Annotated in this window: 17 protein-coding genes; 7 read left to right on the top strand and 10 right to left on the bottom strand. The window is 73.4% G+C overall.

Translation table 11 applies throughout. The annotated features are described in order from the left end of the window. Window positions 1-28 precede the first annotated feature (28 nt). Complete coding sequence (locus tag FRAAL_RS09250) at window positions 29-838, bottom strand: DUF3097 domain-containing protein (protein WP_011603289.1); 810 nt, start codon at window positions 836-838, stop codon at window positions 29-31. 173 nt (window positions 839-1,011) lie between these two features. Between FRAAL_RS09250 and FRAAL_RS09245 the strand changes: the two genes are divergently transcribed. Further along, window positions 1,012-1,599, top strand: coding sequence for an isochorismatase family protein (locus FRAAL_RS09245; RefSeq protein WP_041939060.1), 588 nt, complete (start codon window positions 1,012-1,014; stop codon window positions 1,597-1,599). Window positions 1,600-1,715: 116 nt separating this feature from the next. Here the strand turns inward: FRAAL_RS09245 and FRAAL_RS09240 are convergent, their stop codons facing one another. From FRAAL_RS09240 to FRAAL_RS09225, 4 genes are all read right to left on the bottom strand, one after another. After that, a complete protein-coding gene (locus FRAAL_RS09240; protein WP_011603287.1) occupies window positions 1,716-2,009 on the bottom strand; it encodes a DUF4193 family protein in 294 nt (97 codons plus the stop codon). Window positions 2,010-2,224: 215 nt separating this feature from the next. Further along, entirely contained in the window at window positions 2,225-2,758 is a 534-nt protein-coding gene (locus FRAAL_RS09235; protein WP_041939059.1) for a DUF3145 domain-containing protein, read from the bottom strand. Window positions 2,759-2,957: 199 nt separating this feature from the next. Further along, window positions 2,958-3,920, bottom strand: a complete 963-nt coding sequence (locus tag FRAAL_RS09230) for an SPFH domain-containing protein (RefSeq protein ID WP_011603285.1) — start codon at window positions 3,918-3,920, stop codon at window positions 2,958-2,960. A 74-nt stretch (window positions 3,921-3,994) separates the two neighbouring features. Then, a complete protein-coding gene (locus FRAAL_RS09225) occupies window positions 3,995-4,429 on the bottom strand; it encodes an NfeD family protein (RefSeq protein WP_011603284.1) in 435 nt (144 codons plus the stop codon). A gap of 125 nt (window positions 4,430-4,554) precedes the next feature. On the opposite strand from FRAAL_RS09225, the gene glgX reads away from it, so the two are divergent. The 3 genes from glgX to treZ all read left to right on the top strand — a co-directional run bounded on the left by glgX (window position 4,555) and on the right by treZ (window position 11,305). Continuing rightward, window positions 4,555-6,774: a glycogen debranching protein GlgX gene (glgX, locus tag FRAAL_RS09220; protein WP_041939058.1), complete on the top strand. Its 2,220-nt coding sequence runs from the start codon at window positions 4,555-4,557 to the stop codon at window positions 6,772-6,774. A gap of 40 nt (window positions 6,775-6,814) precedes the next feature. Continuing rightward, entirely contained in the window at window positions 6,815-9,262 is a 2,448-nt protein-coding gene (gene treY / locus FRAAL_RS09215) for a malto-oligosyltrehalose synthase (protein ID WP_011603282.1), read from the top strand. Window positions 9,263-9,541: 279 nt separating this feature from the next. Then, entirely contained in the window at window positions 9,542-11,305 is a 1,764-nt protein-coding gene (treZ, locus tag FRAAL_RS09210; protein WP_011603281.1) for a malto-oligosyltrehalose trehalohydrolase, read from the top strand. A gap of 291 nt (window positions 11,306-11,596) precedes the next feature. On the opposite strand, the gene zapE is transcribed toward treZ, so the two are convergent. Then, the gene (gene zapE, locus FRAAL_RS09205) at window positions 11,597-12,688 is read right to left on the bottom strand and encodes a cell division protein ZapE (RefSeq protein ID WP_011603279.1); all 1,092 of its coding nucleotides are present in this window, start codon (window positions 12,686-12,688) and stop codon (window positions 11,597-11,599) included. Window positions 12,689-13,023: 335 nt separating this feature from the next. On the opposite strand from zapE, the gene FRAAL_RS09200 reads away from it, so the two are divergent. The 3 genes from FRAAL_RS09200 to FRAAL_RS35765 all read left to right on the top strand — a co-directional run bounded on the left by FRAAL_RS09200 (window position 13,024) and on the right by FRAAL_RS35765 (window position 16,635). Continuing rightward, window positions 13,024-13,872, top strand: a complete 849-nt coding sequence (locus FRAAL_RS09200) for a pyrimidine reductase family protein (RefSeq protein WP_011603278.1) — start codon at window positions 13,024-13,026, stop codon at window positions 13,870-13,872. A 185-nt stretch (window positions 13,873-14,057) separates the two neighbouring features. Further along, window positions 14,058-14,327 (top strand): hypothetical protein, encoded by a 270-nt coding sequence (locus FRAAL_RS09195; protein ID WP_041939057.1) that lies wholly within the window; start codon window positions 14,058-14,060, stop codon window positions 14,325-14,327. A gap of 4 nt (window positions 14,328-14,331) precedes the next feature. Then, a complete protein-coding gene (locus FRAAL_RS35765; RefSeq protein ID WP_011603276.1) occupies window positions 14,332-16,635 on the top strand; it encodes a hypothetical protein in 2,304 nt (767 codons plus the stop codon). Window positions 16,636-16,689: 54 nt separating this feature from the next. Here FRAAL_RS35765 and FRAAL_RS09185 read toward each other — a convergent pair whose 3' ends face one another. The 4 genes from FRAAL_RS09185 to FRAAL_RS09170 all read right to left on the bottom strand — a co-directional run bounded on the left by FRAAL_RS09185 (window position 16,690) and on the right by FRAAL_RS09170 (window position 21,065). Beyond that, window positions 16,690-17,835, bottom strand: a complete 1,146-nt coding sequence (locus tag FRAAL_RS09185) for an ATP-dependent DNA ligase (RefSeq protein WP_041939056.1) — start codon at window positions 17,833-17,835, stop codon at window positions 16,690-16,692. A 54-nt stretch (window positions 17,836-17,889) separates the two neighbouring features. Further along, the gene (locus FRAAL_RS09180) at window positions 17,890-19,134 is read right to left on the bottom strand and encodes a sulfate adenylyltransferase subunit 1 (RefSeq protein WP_011603274.1); all 1,245 of its coding nucleotides are present in this window, start codon (window positions 19,132-19,134) and stop codon (window positions 17,890-17,892) included. Next, a complete protein-coding gene (gene cysD / locus FRAAL_RS09175; RefSeq protein WP_011603273.1) occupies window positions 19,134-20,048 on the bottom strand; it encodes a sulfate adenylyltransferase subunit CysD in 915 nt (304 codons plus the stop codon). Before cysD ends, FRAAL_RS09180 begins: the two co-directional genes overlap by 1 nt. A 201-nt stretch (window positions 20,049-20,249) precedes the next feature. Further along, window positions 20,250-21,065, bottom strand: a complete 816-nt coding sequence (locus FRAAL_RS09170) for a 3'(2'),5'-bisphosphate nucleotidase CysQ (protein ID WP_041940333.1) — start codon at window positions 21,063-21,065, stop codon at window positions 20,250-20,252. Between the last annotated feature and the right edge of the window lie 31 nt (window positions 21,066-21,096).

Here is a 21,096-nt window from a genome sequence, read left to right as displayed (position 1 = left end):
GCTCCCCGGGGCGGCGCGGGGGGCGGTGTCAGGCCGTGACGAAGTCGATCAGCCGCTCCACGGCTCCCAGCAGGCCCACCTCGAGATCGGTGTAGCTGTCGACCGAGGCCAGTACCCGGCGCCACAGATCGACGGGTTCGGCAACGCCCAGCGCCCGGCACACCCCCTCCTTCCACGGCTCGCCGCGGGGCACCGTCGGCCAGGCCGGGATGCCGATCGACGCCGGCTTCACCGCCTGCCAGATGTCGATGTAGGGATGGCCGGTGACCAGCACGTGCTCGCCGGTGACGGCGGCGGCGATGCGGCTCTCCTTCGAGCCGGGGACGAGATGGTCGACGAGGACGCCCAGCCGCCGGCCGGGCCCCGGCCGGAACGCCTCGACGACCCCCGGCAGCTCGTCGACCCCGTCGAGGCTCTCCACCACCACGCCCTCGACGCGCAGGTCGTCACCCCACACCCGCTCGACGAGGGCGGCGTCGTGCACGCCCTCCACGTAGATGCGGCTGGCACGGGCGACGCGGGCCCGATGACCGGCGACGGCGAGCGAGCCGGACGCGGTGCGTGCCGGGGCGGCAGGCCCCGCCCGACGGGGCCGCACGAGTGTGACCCGGCGCCCCTCCAGCAGGAACGCCCCGGGTGCGAGCGGGAAGACCCGGCGGGCGCCGTGGCGGTCCTCCAGCGTGACGGCGCCGCGCTCGGTGCCGACCACCGCGCCGCAGAAGCCCGTCGCGACCTCCTCGACCACCAGATCGGCTTCGAGCTCGACCTCCGGCGGCGGAACCGGGCGGGTCCGGGCGGCGGGCGCCAGGACATCTCGGCCATAATCGCGGCTGCGCATGCCCCGAACCTAGGCCGCCAGAACGCCATGATCAGGGATATCGACGCGGGCGTGTCGGGATGCGACAGTGGGGTCAGGTGGGACCAGGTGGGGTCATATCGCCGGCGGCCCGCTCCCGCCCGGCGGCCGGGCCGGCACGAGGATGGCAGCATGAGGCAAGGGGAGCTGCGACGGTGACTGCGCGTTACGGACCGGGAATCGCCCTGCTGGTCGTGGACGTCCAGAACGACTTTGCCGACCCGGCGGGCAGCCTCTACGTGGCCGGCGGCGAGCAGATCGTCGAGGGGGTGAACGCCGAGGTCGCGGCCGCGGTGGCCGCCGGCTCCCCGGTGTTCTACAGCCAGGACTGGCACCCCGCGCGCACCCCGCACTTCGTCACCGACGGCGGTGTCTGGCCGCCGCACTGCGTGGCGGGAACCGCGGGAGCCGGCTTCCATCCCGACCTGGTCGTGTCGGGCGAGGTGATCCGCAAGGGGGTGGACGGGGCCGACGGCTACTCCGCCTTCTCCGTGCGCGACCCGGCCTCGGGGCACCGGTCGGCGACCGTGCTCGGGGAGCGGCTCGCCGAGCTCGGGGTGTCGACGCTCGTCGTCGTCGGCCTGGCCGGCGACCACTGCGTCCGGGAGAGCGCGCTGGACGCGCGGTTGCAGGGTCTCACGGTGGTGCTGCCGCTGGCTCGAACCAGATTCGTCAACCTGCATCCGGGCGACGGGGAGCGGGCCGTGGCGGCGATGCGGGACGCGGGCGTGCTGGTCGGCTGAGGCAACCCCGTCGGTCGGGCCGGTCGGGGCGTGCCGTCAGCGGGCCCCCGCCACGGCCGTGGCGTGTTGCGAGCCCACGCCAGAGGCCATGCGGTGGAACATCCGAACGCGGTTCCTCAGGCCGCGCAGTCCCGGCAGACCATCCGGCGCTCGTCCACGAGCTGGCTGCGGTGGTGGACGAGGTAGCACTGCGTGCAGGTGAACTCGTCAGCCTGCCGCGGCAGCACCCGGACGTTCAGTTCCTCTCCGGCCAGGTCGGCACCCGGCAGGCCGAGCTCGGTCTCGAACGGGTCGACATCGTCACCGAGATCAGCCGCCGCGTCCGCCCGCCGTGCCTTGAGGGCTTCGAGACTCTGCTCGGAGGCGTCCTCTATGTCAGCCGTACGAGGTGTGTCGTAATCGGTGGCCACTGAATAACTCCCAGAATGGTTGTGCGAGGTCGTGCGCAAGCCACAACGCACGACCGCCGGGGTATGTGCCCGTCAGACCCGCGCTACCCGGGTGTGGGCTTCACCACACCCTCGCAACCATCTCCGCGCCGATGCGTCGTAGGGCTCTGACCATCCGCGACGCGCGCCCACCCGGTGCAGGTCCGGGGCCCCGCGGGCCGGTCGGCGGCGGGTCTTCAGCCGGTGCGCCGCAGCCAGGTGACCGGGGCCCCGTGGGCGCCCCGGCGCAGCGGCTCGAGGACGTCGTCCCACGCCGTCCCGAGCAGGCGGTGCAGGCCACGGGCGAGGGTCTCCCGAGCCTCGCCCCGTTCCAGCAGCGCCCGCAGGGCGGCCTCGCCGACCACCACGTCACCGTTCGCGGCGATCGCGGCGCGGTGCAGGCCGAGATCGGGGGTATAGGAATAGCGCTCGGCGTCACACCCGGGCGAGGGCCCCTCGACGGTCTCGAAGGTGATGTGACCGAGCCTGCGCAGGGCGCCGGCGACTCGGCCCGCCGTACCCGGGGACGCGCGCCACTCCAGCCCGGCGAAGAGGAATCCGGGCATGCCGGGCTGCGCCGTCCAGGTCAGCGACACCGGCGACGACAACACGCCGGACACGCCGAACTCCAGATGCGGGCACAGGGCCGGCGGACAGGCGAGCACCGCCAGCTTGCCCGGCACGGCGAAGGACGACGAGCCGGATGACAGCTCACGAGCTGTCGAGGACATTGCGACCACGCGGGACCTCCGTCGACGAGGGACGCCTTCCCCTGCGCCTGTCGACCCGCCCCCGTATGGCTGAACAAATCGTCCCATGGTCCGGCTCGGCGGACTAGCCCCACCCCCCTCCGGAAGTATGACTAATTGGGCGGAACCCCGGTTCGGGGCAACCACGCTCCCCGCCTCGTGGATGGTTCATCCGGGTGAGTCAGTCCGACGCGGCATGAGGCCGCTGCGGCGCGGCGCCGTTGGGCCCGCCGCGGGCGGGCGCGCCGTCCTGGCCGGTGGCCGGCCCGCCGGTGCCCAGCAGACCGCCGAGGCCGCTGCCGAGGCCGCCGAGCACGCCGGTCAGCTCGCTCGGCACGATCCACAGCTTGCTCGCCTGGCCCTGGGCGATCTGCGGCAGCGTCTGCAGGTACTGGTAGGCCAGCAGCTTCTGGTCGGCGTCGCCCTCGTGAATCGCCCGGAACACCGTGCCGATGGCCTTCGCCTCGCCCTCGGCGGTGAGGATCTGCGCCTCGCGCTCGCCCTCGGCCCGCAGGATCGCCGCCTGCTTCTCCCCCTCGGCCCGCAGGATCTCGCTCTGCTTCACGCCCTCGGCGGTCAGGATCGCCGCGCGACGGTCCCGCTCGGCCCGCATCTGCTTCTCCATCGAGTCCTGGATGGACCGCGGCGGGTCGATGGCCTTCAGTTCCACCCGGTTGACCCGGATACCCCACTTGCCGGTGGCCTCGTCGAGCACGCCGCGCAGCTGTCCGTTGATCTGGTCGCGGGAGGTGAGCGTGGCCTCCAGGTTCAGCCCGCCGATGACGTTGCGCAGCGTGGTGACGGTGAGCTGCTCGATGGCGCGGATGACGTTGGCGATCTCGTAGGTGGCCGCCCGCGGATCGGTGACCTGGAAGTAGATGACCGTGTCGATCCCGACGACGAGGTTGTCCTCGGTGATCACCGGCTGCGGCGGAAAACTGACCACCTGCTCGCGCAGGTCGATGCGGTCGCGCACCCGGTCGACGAACGGGACGACGATCGCCAGCCCCGGGGTGAGGGTGCGGTGGTACCGGCCGAGGCGTTCCACCACCATCGCCCGCGCCTGCGGCACGATCCGCACCGCCCGCGCCAGAAAGATCAGCAATACCGCCGCGACCACCACGGCGACGATGACACCTGCCATGACGAACCCCTCCCAGTCGGACCCGCGGGCCTTGTGCCTGACCCCGCCGACGCCGGGAGCGCCGGGCCGTGGGGTCAGATCTCGAATCGATGCACGATGGCGGTCGCTCCGTCGATGCGCAGGACGTGCGCCTGGCTGCCGACCTCCAGCACGGTCGTGGTCGGGTACGACCGGGCCGACCAGACCTCCCCCTTGATCTTGACCCGGCCGCCGTCGCCGCTGACCTGTTCCACCACCAGGGCCTGCTCCCCCAGGAGCGCCTCCGTGCCGGTGCGCAGTTCGGGGCCGCGCTGCAGGTGCCGGCGGGCCACCGGGCGCAGCCCGAGGCCGAAGCCACCGGCCGCCACGACGAACCCGACGATCTGCCAGGCCACATCGACGCCCAGCACCGCGACGGCGGCGCCCACCAGCGCCGCCAGCGAGAACATCACCAGCGTCAGATCCAGCGTGAGCAGCTCGCCGACGAGCAGGGCGCCGGCGACGACGACCCAGATCGCCCAGTCGGCCATGAGTCCATGCTAGGCCCGGCCGTCAGCCGCCGATCAATGAAACCTCAATGATCACCAAAGCTCTGACCTCACATTTCGTGCGCCCCCGGATCAGAGCATCCGTCCTGGCCGTAGGCTTCGTTCGTATGTCGCAGGTATGGCCGGGCAGCCCTTATCCCCTGGGCGCCACATATGACGGGTCGGGGACGAATTTCGCGCTCTTCTCGGAGATCGCCGACCGGGTCCAGCTCTGCCTGTTCGACGACGCCGGCAAGGAGGACCAGGTCGATCTCAAGGAGGTCGACGCCTTCGTCTGGCACGCCTACCTGCCGGCGGTCGGGCCGGGGCAGCGCTACGGCTACCGGGTCCACGGGCCCTACGACCCCGCCCACGGCGCCCGGTGCAACCCGCACAAGCTGCTGCTCGACCCGTACGCCAAGGCCGTCGACGGCGAGGTCGCCTGGGACCAGGCGGTCTTCCCGTACACCTTCGGCGACCCGGACAGCGTCAACGACGCCGACTCCGGCCCGCACATGATGAAGTCGGTCGTGATCAGCCCGTTCTTCGACTGGAACGGCGACCGTCCGCCGCGCACGCCCTACAACGAGTCGGTGTTCTACGAGGCGCACGTCCGCGGGCTCACCAAGAACCATCCCGGGCTGCCCGAGGAGTACCGCGGCACCTACGCCGGCGTCGCCCACCCGCTGATGATCGACCACTACCGCAAGCTCGGCGTCACCGCGATCGAGCTGCTGCCCGTGCACCAGTTCGTCCACGACGAGCACCTGGTCAGCAAGAACCTGCGCAACTACTGGGGCTACAACTCGATCGCCTTCCTCGCCCCGCACAACGGCTACTCCGCCTCCGGCGGCCACGGCCGGCAGGTGCAGGAGTTCAAGGGCATGGTCAAGAACCTGCACGAGGCCGGGATCGAGGTGATCCTCGACGTCGTCTACAACCACACCGCCGAGGGCAACCACATGGGGCCGATGCTGTGCTTCCGCGGCATCGACAACGCGGCCTACTACCGCCTCGTGGACGACGACCCCCACTACTACATGGACTACACGGGCACCGGCAACAGCCTGCGGGTGCGCCACCCCCACGTCCTGCAGCTGATCATGGACTCGCTGCGGTACTGGGTGACCGACATGCACGTCGACGGCTTCCGCTTCGACCTGGCCGCCACGCTGGCCCGGGAGTTCTACGACGTCGACCGGCTGTCGTCGTTCTTCGACCTGGTCCAGCAGGACCCGGTCGTCTCCCAGGTCAAGCTGATCGCCGAGCCGTGGGACCTCGGCGAGGGCGGCTACCAGGTCGGGAACTTCCCCCCGCTGTGGACGGAGTGGAACGGCAAGTACCGCGACACCGTCCGTGACTTCTGGCGCGGCCAGGACCACGGCATCGCCGAGTTCGCCTCCCGCCTCACCGGGTCCAGCGACCTGTACGAGAACAACGGGCGGCGTCCCTGGGCGTCGATCAACTTCATCACCGCCCACGACGGGTTCACGCTGCGCGACCTCGTCTCGTACAACGAGAAGCACAACGAGGCCAACGGCGAGGACAACCGGGACGGATCCGACGACAACCGGTCGTGGAACTGCGGAGTCGAGGGGCCGACGGACGACCCGGACGTATTGTCCCTGCGGACCGCGCAAACCCGTAACCTGCTCACGACGCTACTGCTGTCCCAGGGGGTGCCGATGCTGGTCGCCGGAGACGAGATGGGGCGCACCCAACACGGCAACAACAACGCCTACTGCCAGGACAACCCGATCTCCTGGCTGGACTGGGCGGATGCCGAGCGCAACGCGGACCTGGTCGAGTTCGTCGGCCTGCTGGCCAGGCTCCGCAAGGATCACCCGATCTTCCGCCGACGCCGGTTCTTCAAGGGGCTCTCCCTGCGCGGGCAGGGCACCGCGGCCCGCGGCGCCGCGGGCGACGACCCGGCCGCGAGCGACGACCCGGCCAAGAAGGACATCGCCTGGCTGCGGCCCGACGGCACCGAGATGTCCGACGTCGACTGGGAGTCCGGCACGGCCCGCACCCTGGGCGTCTACCTCAACGGCGACGGCATCCCCGACCCGGACGCGCTCGGCCAGCCGATCTCCGACGACTCCTTCCTGCTGTACTTCAACGCCCACTTCGAGCCGGTCGCCTTCCGCGTGCCGGCACCGAGCTTCGGCGCGACCTGGGAGACGGTCATCGACACCCGCAAGTCCACCGCGGAGATCGACGCCACTCTGGAGGTCATCCCCCTGGCCCACACCGCCCTGGATCCCACCGACGTGGGCAAGGTGGTCAAGGCCGGCGACCCGATCGAGATCGACGCCCGTTCGACGGTCGTGCTGCGCCGTGTCGACTGAGCCGACCGCCCCGCCGCCGGGCGGCTCCCGAGGCGAGCGGGTGGTCCCGACCTCGACCTACCGGCTGCAGCTCAATCTGGACTTCTCCCTCACCGACGCGGCCGTGATCGTCCCCTACCTGGCGGCGCTCGGCGTGTCGCACCTGTACCTGTCGCCGGTGCTGGAGGCCGCCCCCGGCTCGACGCACGGCTACGACGTCGTCGAGCACGGCCAGATCAACCCCGAGCTCGGTGGGACGGGCGGCCTGCGCCGGCTGACCGCCGCCTGCCGCAAGGCCGGCCTCGGGATCGTCGTCGACGTCGTCCCGAACCACATGTCCGTCACCCCGGCGGCGGCGAACGCGGCCTGGTGGTCGGTGCTGCGGGAGGGCCCCGACTCCCCCTACGCGACCTGGTTCGACATCGACTGGGCCGCCCCCGACAACCCGGGCCGGGTGCTCGTGCCGATCCTCGGCGCCGGCCTCGCGGACTGCCTGGCCGCCGGGGAGATCTCCGTCGAACAGGACACCGAGGGCGCGTGGGTCGTCGTCTACTACGACCACGTGCTGCCGACCGCGCCCGGCACCGCCGACCCCGACGACGTCGCCGCGACCCTCGACGCCCAGTACTACCGGCTGTGCTGGTGGCGGGTCGCCGCGAGCGAGCTGAACTACCGCCGCTTCTTCGACATCACCACCCTCGCCGGGCTGCGCCAGGAGGAACCCGACGTCTTCGCCGCCACCCATCGGCTGCTCATCGAGCAGGTTCGGGCGGGCACGTTCGAGGGGCTGCGCATCGATCATCCGGACGGCCTGGCCGACCCGGAGGGCTACCTGCGGCGGCTGGCCGACGCCTCCGGCGGGGTGTGGACCGTCGTCGAGAAGATCCTGGAGAACGACGAGGACCTGCCGGAGACCTGGGCCTGCGACGGCACCACCGGCTACGAGGGCATCGCCCGGCTGACCCGGCTGTTCCTCGACCCCGTCGCCGGGCATCCCCTCGCCGCGCTCTACCAGGAGATCACCCGCGCCGATCCGGACTACGAGGCCGAGGCCCGGGCCGCGAAGCTCGACGTGCTCGCCGGCGTGCTGCAGCCCGAGGTCGACCGGCTGACCGCGCTCGCCCTCGGCGAGGCCCGGGAGGCCCGCGCGGACCTCACCCGCACCGGCCTGCGCGAGGCGCTGTGCGAGGTGCTGGCCGCCTTCGACGTCTACCGGGCCTACATCCGCCCGGACGGCACCCCGAGCCTGGAGGCACGCGGCCACGTGGTGCGCGCCTGCGAGCAGGCCCGCTCGTACCTGCCCGGCCGCTCCACCGAGGTCGACCTGATCGAGGACCTGGCCCTCAGCGGCCCGCCCGAGTTCGTCACGCGCTTCCAGCAGACCTGCGGCCCGGTGATGGCCAAGGGCATCGAGGACACGGCGTTCTACCGCTACTCCCGGCTCATCGCCCTCAACGAGGTCGGCGGCGACCCGGCGCGCTTCCCGGCGTTCACCACCGGGCATCCGCGCAGCGCCGTCACCGAGTTCCACGAGGCGAACCTGACCGTGCAGCGCAACTGGCCGCTGACGATGACCACCCTGTCCACGCACGACACGAAGCGCTCCGAGGACGTCCGCGCCCGCCTCGCCGTCCTGTCGGAGGACCCCCGCGGCTGGGCGGAGGTCGCCGGCCGGCTGGTCCGCCTCGGCGAGCGCCACCGCGACACCGAGCAGGGCTGGCCGGACCGGTCCACCGCCTACTTCCTGCTGCAGACCCTCGTCGGCGCCTGGCCGCTGTCCACCGAGCGGGCGACCCAGTACATGGTCAAGGCCGTCCGCGAGGCGAAGGTCTACACGAGCTGGACCGACCAGGACCCCGCCTACGAGGCGGCGCTGACGAACTACATCGAGTCGGTGCTGGAGGACGAGGAGTTCCTCGCCGTGCTCACCGGCTACGTCGCCACCCTCGTCGAGCTCGGCCGGCAGAACTCGCTGGCCCAGAAGCTGCTCCAGCTCACCGTCCCCGGCGTGCCGGACGTGTACCAGGGTCAGGAGCTGTGGGACCTGTCCCTGGTCGACCCGGACAACCGCCGCCCGGTCAACTACGGCGACCGCACGAAGCTGCTCGCCGAGCTCGGCGCCGAGCCGGGCGCGGACACCGGCGGGCCACGCCGCCCGCCGCTGCTCGACGACTCCGGCGCCGCGAAGCTGCTCGTCGTCGCCCGGACGCTGCGGACCCGCCGCGAGCACCCCGAGTGGTTCGGCGACCGGGCCACCTACCGGCCGCTGTGGGCGTCCGGCTCGGCCGCGGAGAACGTGGTCGCCTTCGCCCGCTCCGAGTCGGTGGTCACCGTGGTGCCGCGCCTGGTCCTCGGCCTGCGCCGCGGCGGCGGCTGGCGCGACACGACCATCCCCCTGCCCGAGGGCCGCTGGACCGACGTCCTGACCGGCCGCAAGCACGACGGCGGCACCGCCTACGTCCTGCGCCTCCTACGCGACTTCCCCGTCAGCCTCCTCGTCCGCTCCTGACCGCGGGCCCGGCTCCCCGAGGCCTTCACCACGCTCCTGACCCGGCGCGAACGGGCCCCTCCCACGGATCGACCTTCGCCGCCGACGGACGTCCGCACGAGGCGGGACGGCGCGCGCCGCCAGACGCTGATCACGGATCTCACCTGGCGTGTCCGCGGCCATGAGACCGGTCACAGGGGGCCGTCCCGCCCGGTGAAACCGGGTCCTGCGGGCACCTTCGGTGGGGGCCGTTGTCACGGACACGGCATGTCGGCCGGCGGCGGAAGGTAGACAGGAGCTATGAGCACCTTCCGGCTGTGGGCCCCGGACGCGAAGACGGTCAGCCTGGTCGTGGCGGATTCCGCCGGCGACGCCACCCATGAGATGTCCGCCGGGCGGCGGGGCTGGTGGTGGGTGAACGTCCCCTCCGCGAAGCACGGCACGGACTACGCGTTCCAGCTCGACGGGGGCAGCGAGGAGCTGCCCGATCCCCGCTCGGTCTGGCAGCCGGCGGGGGTCCACGGCCGGTCCCGGCTCGTCGACCACGGCGCGTTCCGCTGGTCGGACGCGAGCTGGCGGGGCATCGCACTGGCCGGCAGCGTGCTCTACGAGCTGCACGTCGGGACGTTCACCCCGGAGGGCACCTTCGACGCCGCGATCGGCCGGCTCGACCACCTCGCCGAGCTCGGTATCGACGCCGTCGAGCTGCTGCCGGTCAACGCCTTCCCGGGGCATCACGGCTGGGGCTACGACGGGGTCGGCCTGTTCGCCGTGCACGAGCCCTACGGCGGGCCGGAGGGGCTGAAGCGGTTCGTCGACGCGGCACACGCCCGCGGCATCGGCGTGATCATGGACGTCGTCTACAACCACCTCGGCCCGGACGGGAACTACCTGGGGCAGTTCGGGCCGTACTTCACCGACCGGTACATCACCCCGTGGGGGCCGGCGGTCAACCTCGACGCGCCCGGCTCGGACGAGGTCCGCGCGTTCATCCTCGACAGCGCCCTGTCCTGGCTGCGGGACTTCCACTGCGACGGGCTGCGCCTGGACGCCGTGCACGCCTTCCAGGACAGCCGGGCGATGCACCTGCTCGAGGAGATCGCCGAGTCGGTGCACCGGCTCGGGGCGCAGATGCGCCGGCCGCTGTTCGTCGTCGCCGAGTCCGACCTCAACGACCCGAAGCTGGTGGTCGCGCCCGAGGCCGGCGGGTACGGCCTGGACGGCCAGTGGTGCGACGACGCCCACCACGCGCTGTGGGCGACGCTGTCGGGCGAACGGCAGGGCTACTACGTCGACTTCGGGTCGATCTCGACGCTCGCCCACGCGCTGACGAAGGGCTTCGTGCACGAGGGTGGCTACTCGTCGTTCCGCGGCCGCTCCCACGGTCGGCCGATGCCGCCGACGACGCCGGCCTACCGGTTCGTCACGTTCCTGCAGAACCACGACCAGATCGGCAACCGGGCGGTGGGTGACCGGTCGTCGGCGCAGCTCAGCGACGGGCTGCTGCGCATTGGCGCGGCCCTGCTGCTCACCTCGGCGCTGACCCCGATGCTGTTCATGGGCGAGGAGTGGGGGGCGCACACCCCCTGGCAGTACTTCACCGACCACCTCGCCCCCGGGCTCGGCGACGCGGTGCGGGAGGGGCGGCGGGCCGAGTTCGCCGAGCACGGCTGGGGGCCCGACGACGTTCCCGACCCGCAGGATCCGGCGACGTTCGAACGGTCGAAGCTGGACTGGTCCGAGCCGACCCGCCCGGGCCACGGCAGCCTGCTCGACTGGCACCGCCGGCTCATCGGACTGCGCCGCAGGCTGCCGGCGCTGACGGATCCGGCGTGGGCGTCGGTGGAGTGCACCTTCGACGAGGAGGCCCGCTGGCTGGTGGTGCGCCGGGGGGACGTGGCGATCGTCGTCAACCTCGCGGCGCAGCGGCAGGCGGTGCCGCTGGACGGCGTCCCGTTCGACGCGCCGGCGGCCTCGGCCCCCGGCTTCACCTACATGCCCGGCCGGGTCGAGCTCGACGGCGAGTCCGTCGTGATCACCCGCCTGCTGCCGCCCGCCGGCTGAGCGCCGCCGCGCCCGGCCCGCCGGTCATCGTCGGATGCGGCCGCGGGACAGCAGGAAGTACAGCGCGCCGAGCACCGCCAGCCCCACCAGCAACACCATGACGAGCAGCACGACGTAGGTTCCCATGCGTCCATCGTCGCAGGCCTCGCCGACGATCGCGGCGGTCCGGTCCCTGATGTCCGTCCACCTGACGGGCAGCCGGTTCGGGAGCGCCGCGAGGCCGGCGTCCGGGATGGAAGGTGGCAGGACTCGGGCGGCGGGACGCGGACGGCGGGGGTCAGGCGGCGAGGGTCAGGCGGTGGTGGTGAGGTGGGCGCCGTCGCGGGCGAGCGCGGCCAGGCGCGACACCGCCCGCTGGTACTTCTTCCGATGCGGCCCGGCGAGCAGCTCCGCGCCGAACAGCTCCCCCAGACCGACGCCCGAGGCGACGACCGGTATCGACCGGTCGTAGAGCCGATCGGCGAGCACCACGACCCGCAGCGCCACGGCCTGGTCGGCGACCGGCGTCACGCCGTGCAACGCGACCAGCCGCACCCCGTCGACGAGTGCCCCGTAACGCGACGGGTGCAGTCCGGCGAGATGCGCGCAGAGCGCCGCGAAATCGTCCTCGCTGGCCCCGTCGTGGGCGGCGGCAAGCGCCGCGACCTCGCCGTCCGCGCGTGGCGGGGGCGGGGCCGGCAGTCCCCGGTGCCGGTAGTCGGCGCCGTCGACGCGCAGGACGTCGAAGCGGGCGGCCAGGCCCTGGATCTCGCGCAGGAAGTCGGCCGCGGCGAACCGGCCGGCGCCGAGATCCTCCGGCTGGGTGTTGCTCGTCGCGGCCAGCGCGACGCCGGCGTCGGCGAGGCGGGTCAGCAGGGTCGACATGAGCACCGTGTCGCCCGGATCGTCGAGCTCGAACTCGTCGATGGCGAGCAGCCGCATCCCGCCGAGAGCGCGCGCGGTCGCCGCGAAGCCGAGCGCTCCCACCAGGGAGGTGAGTTCGACGAAGGTGCCGTAGGCCTTCGGGCCCGCCACCGCGTGCCACAGCGACGCGAGCAGGTGGGTCTTGCCGACGCCGAACCCGCCGTCGAGGTACACCCCCGGCCGGGCCGTCCCCGCACCGCGGCCCGCACCACCCGACCAGGCCCCGCGGACGCCGCGGCCGAACAGCCCCGACCGGCCGCTGCGGGCCCTACGGGCCGAACCGCCGCCCCTGGCGGGGCCGGCATTCACTCGGTCGGCGAACGCGGACAGGGCGGTGACGGCGGCGCTCTGGCTCGGTTCCGCAGGATCGGGCAGGTAGCCGGCGAAGCGGACGGCGTCGAAGCGCGGCGGCGGGACGAGCGCGGCGACCAGCTCCTCGGGCCGCACCTGCGGTCGGCGGTCGACGAGGCGCTGCACCACCCCGCCAGCCTACGGAGCAGGCCGGATCGGGCCACCCGTCGTGCGCCGCCGGGACCGAACTCACAGTGCCCGGGCCGATCGGGCCGGCACAGGGGTCGTCACGGCGCCGCCCGCGGGGCAGGACGCACGGCGCGCAGAGCCGCCCAACAGGGCAGGACACAGGGCTCTCGCAGCCGCCCCTCGGGGCAGGGCCCACCCCTCTCGCAGCCCCTTCAGGGCAGGGATCGAGGGCCGGGCGAGCCGCCGATCGGGGCAGTAGGAACAGGCTGGTCGGCCGCACGTCACAGGACGAGACGAACCGGATGAGCCCTCGCCGACCGGCTACAGTCGGCTCGGTGCGACGCATCCTTCCGGTTCCCGGCCCCGCCGACAGCCCAGGCACGCCCGCGCCGGTCGCGACGACGACGGCGGATGCCGCCGGTGCCGGTGCCGGCACGGACGGTCCGGTCGCCGCCGGCGGCGACGAGATCGCGGCGAAGGCGGTCGAGGTCGATCTCGACGAGGCCTACGCCTACCCGCCCGCAGCCGGGCAGACCAGCTACGTCCGGGCGAACTTCGTCAGCTCCGTCGACGGTGCCGCCGAGGTGGGTGGGCGGTCCGGCCCGTTGGGCGGCGAGGCGGACCGACGGGTCTTCCAGCTGCTGCGCTGGCTCAGCGACGTGGTGCTCGTCGGCGCCGGCACCGTACGCCACGAGAACTACGGGCCGGTGATCGTCCCCCCCGAACGGCGGGATCGGCGGCAGGCCGCGGGGCTCGCCGCCGTCCCCCCGATCGCCGTGATCACCGCGACCGCTGGCCTCGATCCCGGCGCCCGACTGTTCGACGCCGAGGTCCGTCCCATCGTCCTGACCTGCGACGCCGCCCCCCCGGCCAAACGGCAGGCGCTCGCGGCGGTCGCCGAGGTCGTCCTCTGCGGTGAGACGACCGTCGACCCGGCGGCGGCCCTCGCGGCCTTGGCCGAACGGGGGATGACCCGGGTACTCACGGAGGGCGGGCCGCTGCTGCACGCCCAGCTTGCCGGTGCCGGTCTGCTCGACGAGCTGTGCCTGACCGTGGCGCCGATGCTCGCCGGCCCCGGCCGGATGGGCATCGTGGAGGGCCCTCCCTGGCCCGAACCGGCCACGATGAGGCTGGTCCAGGTGCTCGCCGAGGACGGCAACCTCTTCCTGCGCTACCAGCGCTGAGGCCGCCGGCGCCGGGCCCGTGTGCGCCCGGTCGGTGCGGCGGGGCCGGGGTGGCTCTCGCTTCATCCACAGGTCGGCAATTCCCACAGCCGTCATCCACAGGATCCGAGGACGATCAGCGCGAGCCGCCGGGAAGTTGTTAGCGTCGCCGCACCGAACCTGACCCCGACGGCGGTGGTGTGCGGATGACGATCTTCGATGGAGCCGGGACGACGGCGGCCGCTGCGGTGGCGCGCACCCGGCGAGACGTGACGACGGCCCTGGACCGGGTGACGGCCGCCGGTGCCGGGGCGTGGGACGGCCGGGCGGCACAGCAGTGGGCCAGCCGGATTCGGCGCCTCGCCGCCGAGGCGACCGCCCTGCTCGACCGGTGCCTGCTGCTCTGCGAGCAGGCCTGTTCCAGCCCGGCCGGGCCGTCGGCGGCGCCCGGCGCCCCACCGCGGGCGATCGGCTGACGTTGTGGCGAGCTTCGGTGATTCCGTCCCCCTCACCGCGGGCCATCCTCCCGGGCACGGCACGAGTGCCGCCCGGGTGTCCTTCGATCCCGCCCGGCTGCGGGTGCTCGCGGCCGCGGTCCGGTCCGCCGGGGAGGCCCTGCACACCGGCGCGCGGCTCGTCGCCCACGCGCTGGCTCAGGTCGGCGGCCCGGGTGGCTGGGCGGCACGGCTGGCCCGGCTCGGCGACGAGCTCGACGCCGATGCCGCGATGCTGCGCCGCCGGCTCGCGCTGGCCGAAAGCGCCGACGTCGCGGGACGGTCGATCCTGCCGGCGGCGGCCGTCGTCGTGCCGGCCGTACAGCACTCCCGGTCGTTCGACGGTGGGGCTGATCCCGGGGCGGACGTCGCTGCCGGTACCGGAGCCGTCCCCGTCGGGGGCGGCGGACCCGCGGCGCGCGCCGCGGGTCGGGCCGCGGCGCGTTCGCTGCTGTCCGGTGGCGGCCCGGCGGGAGCGCAGGGCGCGGCCGGCGACGTCGCCGGGTCGGCGGGGCGTCCGGCCCGCGCTCTCGGTGCGGGCGCCGGGCGGCGGCTGGGTTCACCGGGCGGCCACGCGTCGGCAGGCGGCGGCGCATCCGCGGGCAGCCTGCGGGAGGCGCTGAGCGCGTTGCGCTCACGCGGCGGCGACCTGGACTTCGTCGCCGGCTTCTACGACGGGCTCGGGCCGGCCGGGCTCGCGCACCTGCTCGCCGGGGTGACGGAACGCTCCGGGGGGCCGATGGTCAACCGGCCGGCACCACCGGCCGGGGTGAACCGGCGCGACGCCGAGGGGATTCTCGGGCGGACCTTCGCCGCCTACAGCCGCGGCCGGGCATTCGACGACTCCTGGCTCGGCCGGTTCAACACCCAGGGCCGCCACGACCGGGCCGAGACCGTGCTGCTGATTCCGCTGTTGACGGCCGGTCGCATCGACAGCGCCCTGCTCGACCGGCTGGGTCGCCTGGCCTTCGGCCCGGGGTCCGGACCGGCGGCTCGGCGGGAGCCCGCGGACGGTCGCGGGGCGGCTGTGCTGCGCGAGGCGACGGCGGACCGCGGTTACCGGGTCGCGTTGCTGGCGGCGATCGCCGCCGAACCGGCGCTGGCGGCCCGGTTCGCAACCCGGTACGTCGAGGCGATCCTGGCCGGCGCCGCCGTCGGGGACCTCGCTCTGCCGGTGGCGGTCGGCCTCGTCGGCGCGACCGCGCGGGCATGGTCCGGGCTGGTCGCCGCGGCCGGCGGCACGGCGGCACGGCGGGCGGATCCGCGCGCCTCGGCGGAGTTCGTCGCCCGCCTCGCCGGGGCCGTGCACGCCGCCGACGGCCCGGCGCTGCCGTCGCACCTGCGCGCGGCCCTCGTCCCGGCGCTGCACACCTACCGGGAGGAGATGTACGACGCGGTGACGGCGGTCGTTGCCGGGCCGGTCTCTTCGCCGCCGGCGGCGGCCAGCCGCGAGATCCCGGTCGCGGCCTGGCAGACGCTGCTGCGGGAGGGCCTGCGCGGCGGTGCGCTCGCCGGGCTGCTCGGGCGGGACGCCGCGGCCTACGCGATCGGGCTCGACGAGCGGGTGGCGAGACGCACGCGGGGCTGGAACGCCGGGACCGGCGGCTATCCGTCGAGCCCACGGGCACTGGGCTACCTGCGGGGTGCCCGGGCGCAGGCCTTCTTCAGCGGCGCTCTCGGCGACGCCGCCGACGCGGTGCTGCGCGAACACGCCGACGCCGGGTCCGCCCACCGCCGGCGGCAGGCGGTGATCCTTGATCTGCTCGGCACGGTGGCCACGTCGATCGACCCCACGGATCCGATCGCGACGTTCGCCCATCTCGGCGTCGGGATCACGGTGGACGTGGTCGAGGCCCTCGTCCGGCAGCGCTACCGCGATGTACCCACCACCCGGCCGGAGTGGATCCTCGCCCGGCTGCGGGAGGCCTCGCGGGTCGGCCCGGGGTGGGCCGCGGCCTACGAGTCGAGCGCCCGCCAGCTCTGGGCGCGCCGCGACGGGGACCCACTGCGGCCGATCACGGTGACCGGCGGCGACGGGCGGCCCCGGGTGTACACCGCAGACCCGCGCCTCGACGGGTACATCACCGGTCCGACGACGGACTTCCTCGACCCGGGCGGCAGTCCGCGGCCGAGCGCGGCGATGACGCCGGCGCAGCGCGGCGCCTACCTCGCCTGGCTGGAGAGTCCGGCGCTGGTCGCCAACAACGACCGGCTGCCCGTCCTGGCCGGGGCGGTCGCGCTCGGCGAGACGCGGATCCCGCCGGACGCTGCCCTGCGGCCGGGCGGATGACGATCAGGTGGACGGATGATCGAGCGGAGGACGATCCCGCGGGCGCTGCCCGCCTCACCGCAGCACGTCGGCCAGGTCGACGCGCACCGGTCGTTCGAGCTGGGCGAAGGTGCAGCTGTGCGGGTCACGGTCCGGCCGGAACCGCACGAACTGGGTGGTGTGGCGGAACCTCGGGCCCTCCATGTGGTCGTAGCGCACCTCGGCGACGAGCACCGGGCGCAGCGGCACGAACGACAGGTCCCGGCCCGCCGCCCATCTGCTCTCCCCCGCGTCCCAGGGTGTGCGTGTGCCGCCCGACCCGGCGGGAGCCCAGGGATGCTCGTCGATCGGGATGACCAGCGGCGCGAGCTCGCTCACCAGCTCGCGCCGCCGGGCCATCGCAAACGCCGACGTCACGCCGACCGCGGCGAGGCCGGCTCCGGCGAGCGCCGAGCCGCCGGCCGGATCCCCGGCGCCGGGCCCGGCATCGGCGTCGGCGGTGGTGCCGGTGCCGTCCGGGTCCGGGTCCGGGTACAGGCCGAGCAGCAGGGAGCCGACGGCGCCGGCGCCGGACTTGTGCGGGCGATAGCCGGCGACGACGCAGTCCGCCGTCCGCTCATGCTTGATCTTGAACATCGTGCGCCGGTCGGGTTCGTAGCCACCTGTCGGCGGCTTGGCGATGATGCCGTCGAGGCCGGCGCCCTCGAACTGGTCGAACCAGCGTCGGGCAAGATCGAGATCGTCGGTGGCCGGCGTGACGTGCACGCGGACGCCGGCGGCGTCCCCCGGGCGCAGCAGCTCGGCGAGCTCCGCGCGGCGGCGGGCGAACGGCTCGTCGAGCAGCGCCCGGTCCCCGACGGCGAGCAGGTCGAAGGCGACGAACGACACCTGGGTCTCGGCGGCCAGCCGCGCGACCCGACTCGCCGCGGGATGCACCCGTTGCTGCAACGCCTCGAAGTCGAGACCGTGCTCTCCGGCGACGACGATCTCGCCGTCGAGGACGCAGCGCGCCGGCAGCACGGCCCGCAGGGCCGCGACGAGCTCCGGGAAGTAGCGCGTCATCGACTTCGTGGTCCGCGAGGTGATTTCGACGGCGTCGCCGTCGCGGAACACCAGGGCCCGGAAGCCGTCCCACTTCGGCTCGTAGACCAGACCCGGCGGGATCTCGGCGACGGCACGCGCCAACATCGGCTTCACCGGCGGAACAACGGGCAGGTCCACCGCTCGATACTGCCCCATGCGCCCCGCCGGATCGCCGCGGCGGGCCGGGCGCCGCTAGAGGATCATTCCGGCGCCGAGGGTCGTTCCGGTCGCCTCGTCGATGAGCAGCGCGCTGCCCGTGGTGCGGTTGCGGCGGTACGGGTCGTAGCACAGCGGCGTGGTCGTCCGCAGCGCGATCCGGCCGATGTCGTTCAGGCCCAGCGTGTCGACGCTCTCGTCCCGGTGCAACGTGTCGATGTCGACGCGGTAGCTGACGTCGGTGACCATCGCCCGCACCGATCGGGTGGTGTGCTTGATCCCGACCCGGGCCCGCCGGCGCAGCGGCGCGTCGACCATCCAGGACACCATCAGGTTGAGATCCTGGCCGACCGTCGGCTGGTTGTTCGGCCGCGCGATCAGGTCGCCGCGGGAGACGTCGAGGTCGTCCTCCAACCGGACGATGACCGACATCGGGGGAAACGCCTCCTCGACCGGCCCGTCGTAGGTGTCGATCCCGGCGACCCGCGAGGTCAGCCCGGACGGCAGCACGATGACGTCGTCGCCGGGCTTGAGCACACCGCCGGCGACCTGCCCGGCGTAGCCGCGGTAGTCGTGCAGCTCCTCGCTGCGCGGCCGGACCACCCACTGCACCGGGAACCGCACGTCGATCAGGTTGCGGTCGGAGGCGATGTGCAGCTCCTCCAGGTGGTGCAGCAGCGAGCTGCCGTCGTACCAGGGCGTGCTCGGCGAACGGGACACCACGTTGTCACCGGTCAGCGCGGACACCGGGATCGTGGCGACGTCGACGATCTCCAGCTTGGCGGCGAAGCGCCGGAAGTCTTCCTTGATCTTCTCGAAGACCTCCCGGTCGAAGTCGACGAGGTCCATCTTGTTCACGCAGAGCACGAGGTGGGGCACGCGCAGCAGAGAGGCCAGGAACGCGTGCCGGCGGGTCTGCTCGACGACGCCCTTGCGCGCGTCCACGAGCAGCAGCGCAAGGTCGGCGGTCGAGGCACCGGTGACCATGTTGCGCGTGTACTGCACGTGCCCCGGGGTGTCGGCGAGGATGAACGACCGCCGCGGCGTGGCGAAGTAGCGGTAGGCGACGTCGATGGTGATGCCCTGCTCCCGCTCGGCCCGCAGGCCGTCGGTGAGCAGCGCGAGGTCGACGTAGCCGTCGCCGCGCTCCCGGCTGGTCCGCTCGACGGCCGCGAGTTGGTCGGTGAACAGCGACTTCGTGTCGTAGAGGAGCCGGCCGATCAACGTCGACTTCCCGTCGTCGACCGACCCCGCGGTCGCCACGCGCAGCAGCTCGGCCATCAGAAGTACCCCTCCCGCTTCCGGTCCTCCATCGCCGCCTCGCTGACCCGGTCGTCGGCCCGGGTCGCGCCCCGCTCGGTGATCCGCGTCGCCGCGACCTCGGCGATGACCTCGTCGACGGTCGCCGCGGTCGACTCGACCGCGCCGGTGCAGGTGATGTCACCGACCGTGCGGTACCGGACCTGGCGCGGCACCACGGCCTCACCGGCGCGCGGCTGGGTCAGCGGGGTGACGGCGAGCAGCATGCCGTCCCGTTCGAAGGTCTCGCGGCTGTGCGCGTAGTAGATCGACGGGATCTCCAGGCGCTCCTGGGCGATGTAGCGCCAGATGTCCAGCTCGGTCCAGTTCGACAGCGGGAAGACCCGGATGTGCTCGCCGGGGCGGTGCCGGCCGTTGTAGAGCGACCACAGCTCGGGGCGCTGGTTCTTGGGATCCCACTGGCCGAACTCGTCCCGGAAGGAGTACACCCGCTCCTTGGCCCGGGCCTTCTCCTCGTCGCGCCGGGCGCCGCCGAACACCGCGTCGAACCGGTTGTCGGTGATCGAGTCGAGCAGCACGGGCGTCTGGAGCTGGTTGCGCGACGCCCCGGGCCGGGTGTCCTCGGTGAGTTCCCCGGCGTCGATCGCCGCCTGCACGGAGCCGACCACGAGGCGGGCGCCGAGCTCGGCCGCGCGGCGGTCCCGGAACTCCAGCACCTCGTCGAAGTTGTGGCCGGTGTCGATGTGCAGCAGCGGGAAGGGCAGCTTCGCGGGCCAGAACGCCTTCTCGGCCACCCGCAGCATGACGATCGAGTCCTTCCCGCCGCTGAACAGCAGCGCGGGACGTTCGAACTCGGCCGCCACCTCACGGAAGATGTGGATGGCCTCGGCCTCGAGCATCTGCAGGTGGGTGAGCTCGTAACCCGTCACAGGCACGCGAAAACCCCTCGTCTCGCCGATGTATCAGTCCAAAGTAGCCGACCCGGCTCTCCCACCGGCGGTTTCGTCGACGTTAACCGGCTCACCCGTGACCCAACTCCACCATCCCGCCACACGGGCGACACGACGGACACCGGCCGGTCGCGGTCGGCACCCGGCCGCCCCGCCTGCGACGCCGGGCGACCACCACGGGTGGCCTCACGGCCGTGGGTCGGCCGCCCGGATCGCCGCGAGCACCGCCGGGGCCAGGCTCGCCTCACAGATGACCAGGTCGGGCAGCAGGAGGTCGGGCTGGTTGTACCGCAGGGGGGAGCCGTCGAGGCGGCTGGTGTGCAGCCCCACCGCCCGCGCGACCGCCACCGGGGCCGCGGAGTCCCACTCGTACTGCCCGCCGGCGTGCAGGTAGATCTCCGCCCGGCCGCGGATGACCGCCGCGGCCTTCGCCCCGGCCGACCCCATCGGGACGACGCTGGCGCCCAGCGCCTCGGCGACCTCCCCGACGATCCGCGGCGCCCGGGTGCGGCTGGCGACGATCCGCGGCGGACCCGCCGCGGCGGGCCGGGCCGCGGCCGGAGCATCGCCGCCGGCCGACAGCGTCACGTTCAGCGCCGGCAGGGCGACCGCGCCGGCGATGAGCTCGCCGGCGCGCCACAACGCGACGTGCACCGCCCAGTCGGACCGGCCGGGTTCGGCGAACTCACGGGTGCCGTCGAGCGGGTCGACGATCCAGACCCGCTCGGCGGACAGTCGGGCCGGGTCGTCGGCGCCCTCCTCCGACAGCACCGCGTCCTGCGGGCGGTGGCGGGCCAGCGCCCGGGCCAGGAGCTGATGGGAACGCGCGTCGCCGGCGTCGCGCAGGGTGGCGGGCTCCGCGAACCCGACCTCCTCCCGGATTCTGAGCAGCAGTTTGCCTGCATCCGTGGCCAGTCGCCGGGCCAGGACGTCGTCGTCGAGTTCGTCGGTCGCGATGTCGACGGGGACGGTGGCCGGCCGGCGGGTGTCGTCGGTGTTCATCGGGACGGAGTCTGTCACCCGTTACGGTCGC

This window comes from Frankia alni ACN14a (genome assembly GCF_000058485.1).
GTDB lineage: Bacteria > Actinomycetota > Actinomycetes > Frankiales > Frankiaceae > Frankia > Frankia alni.
The sequence above is the reverse complement of the archived record's forward strand: the minus strand, read 5'-3'. Positions and strand labels throughout refer to the sequence as shown.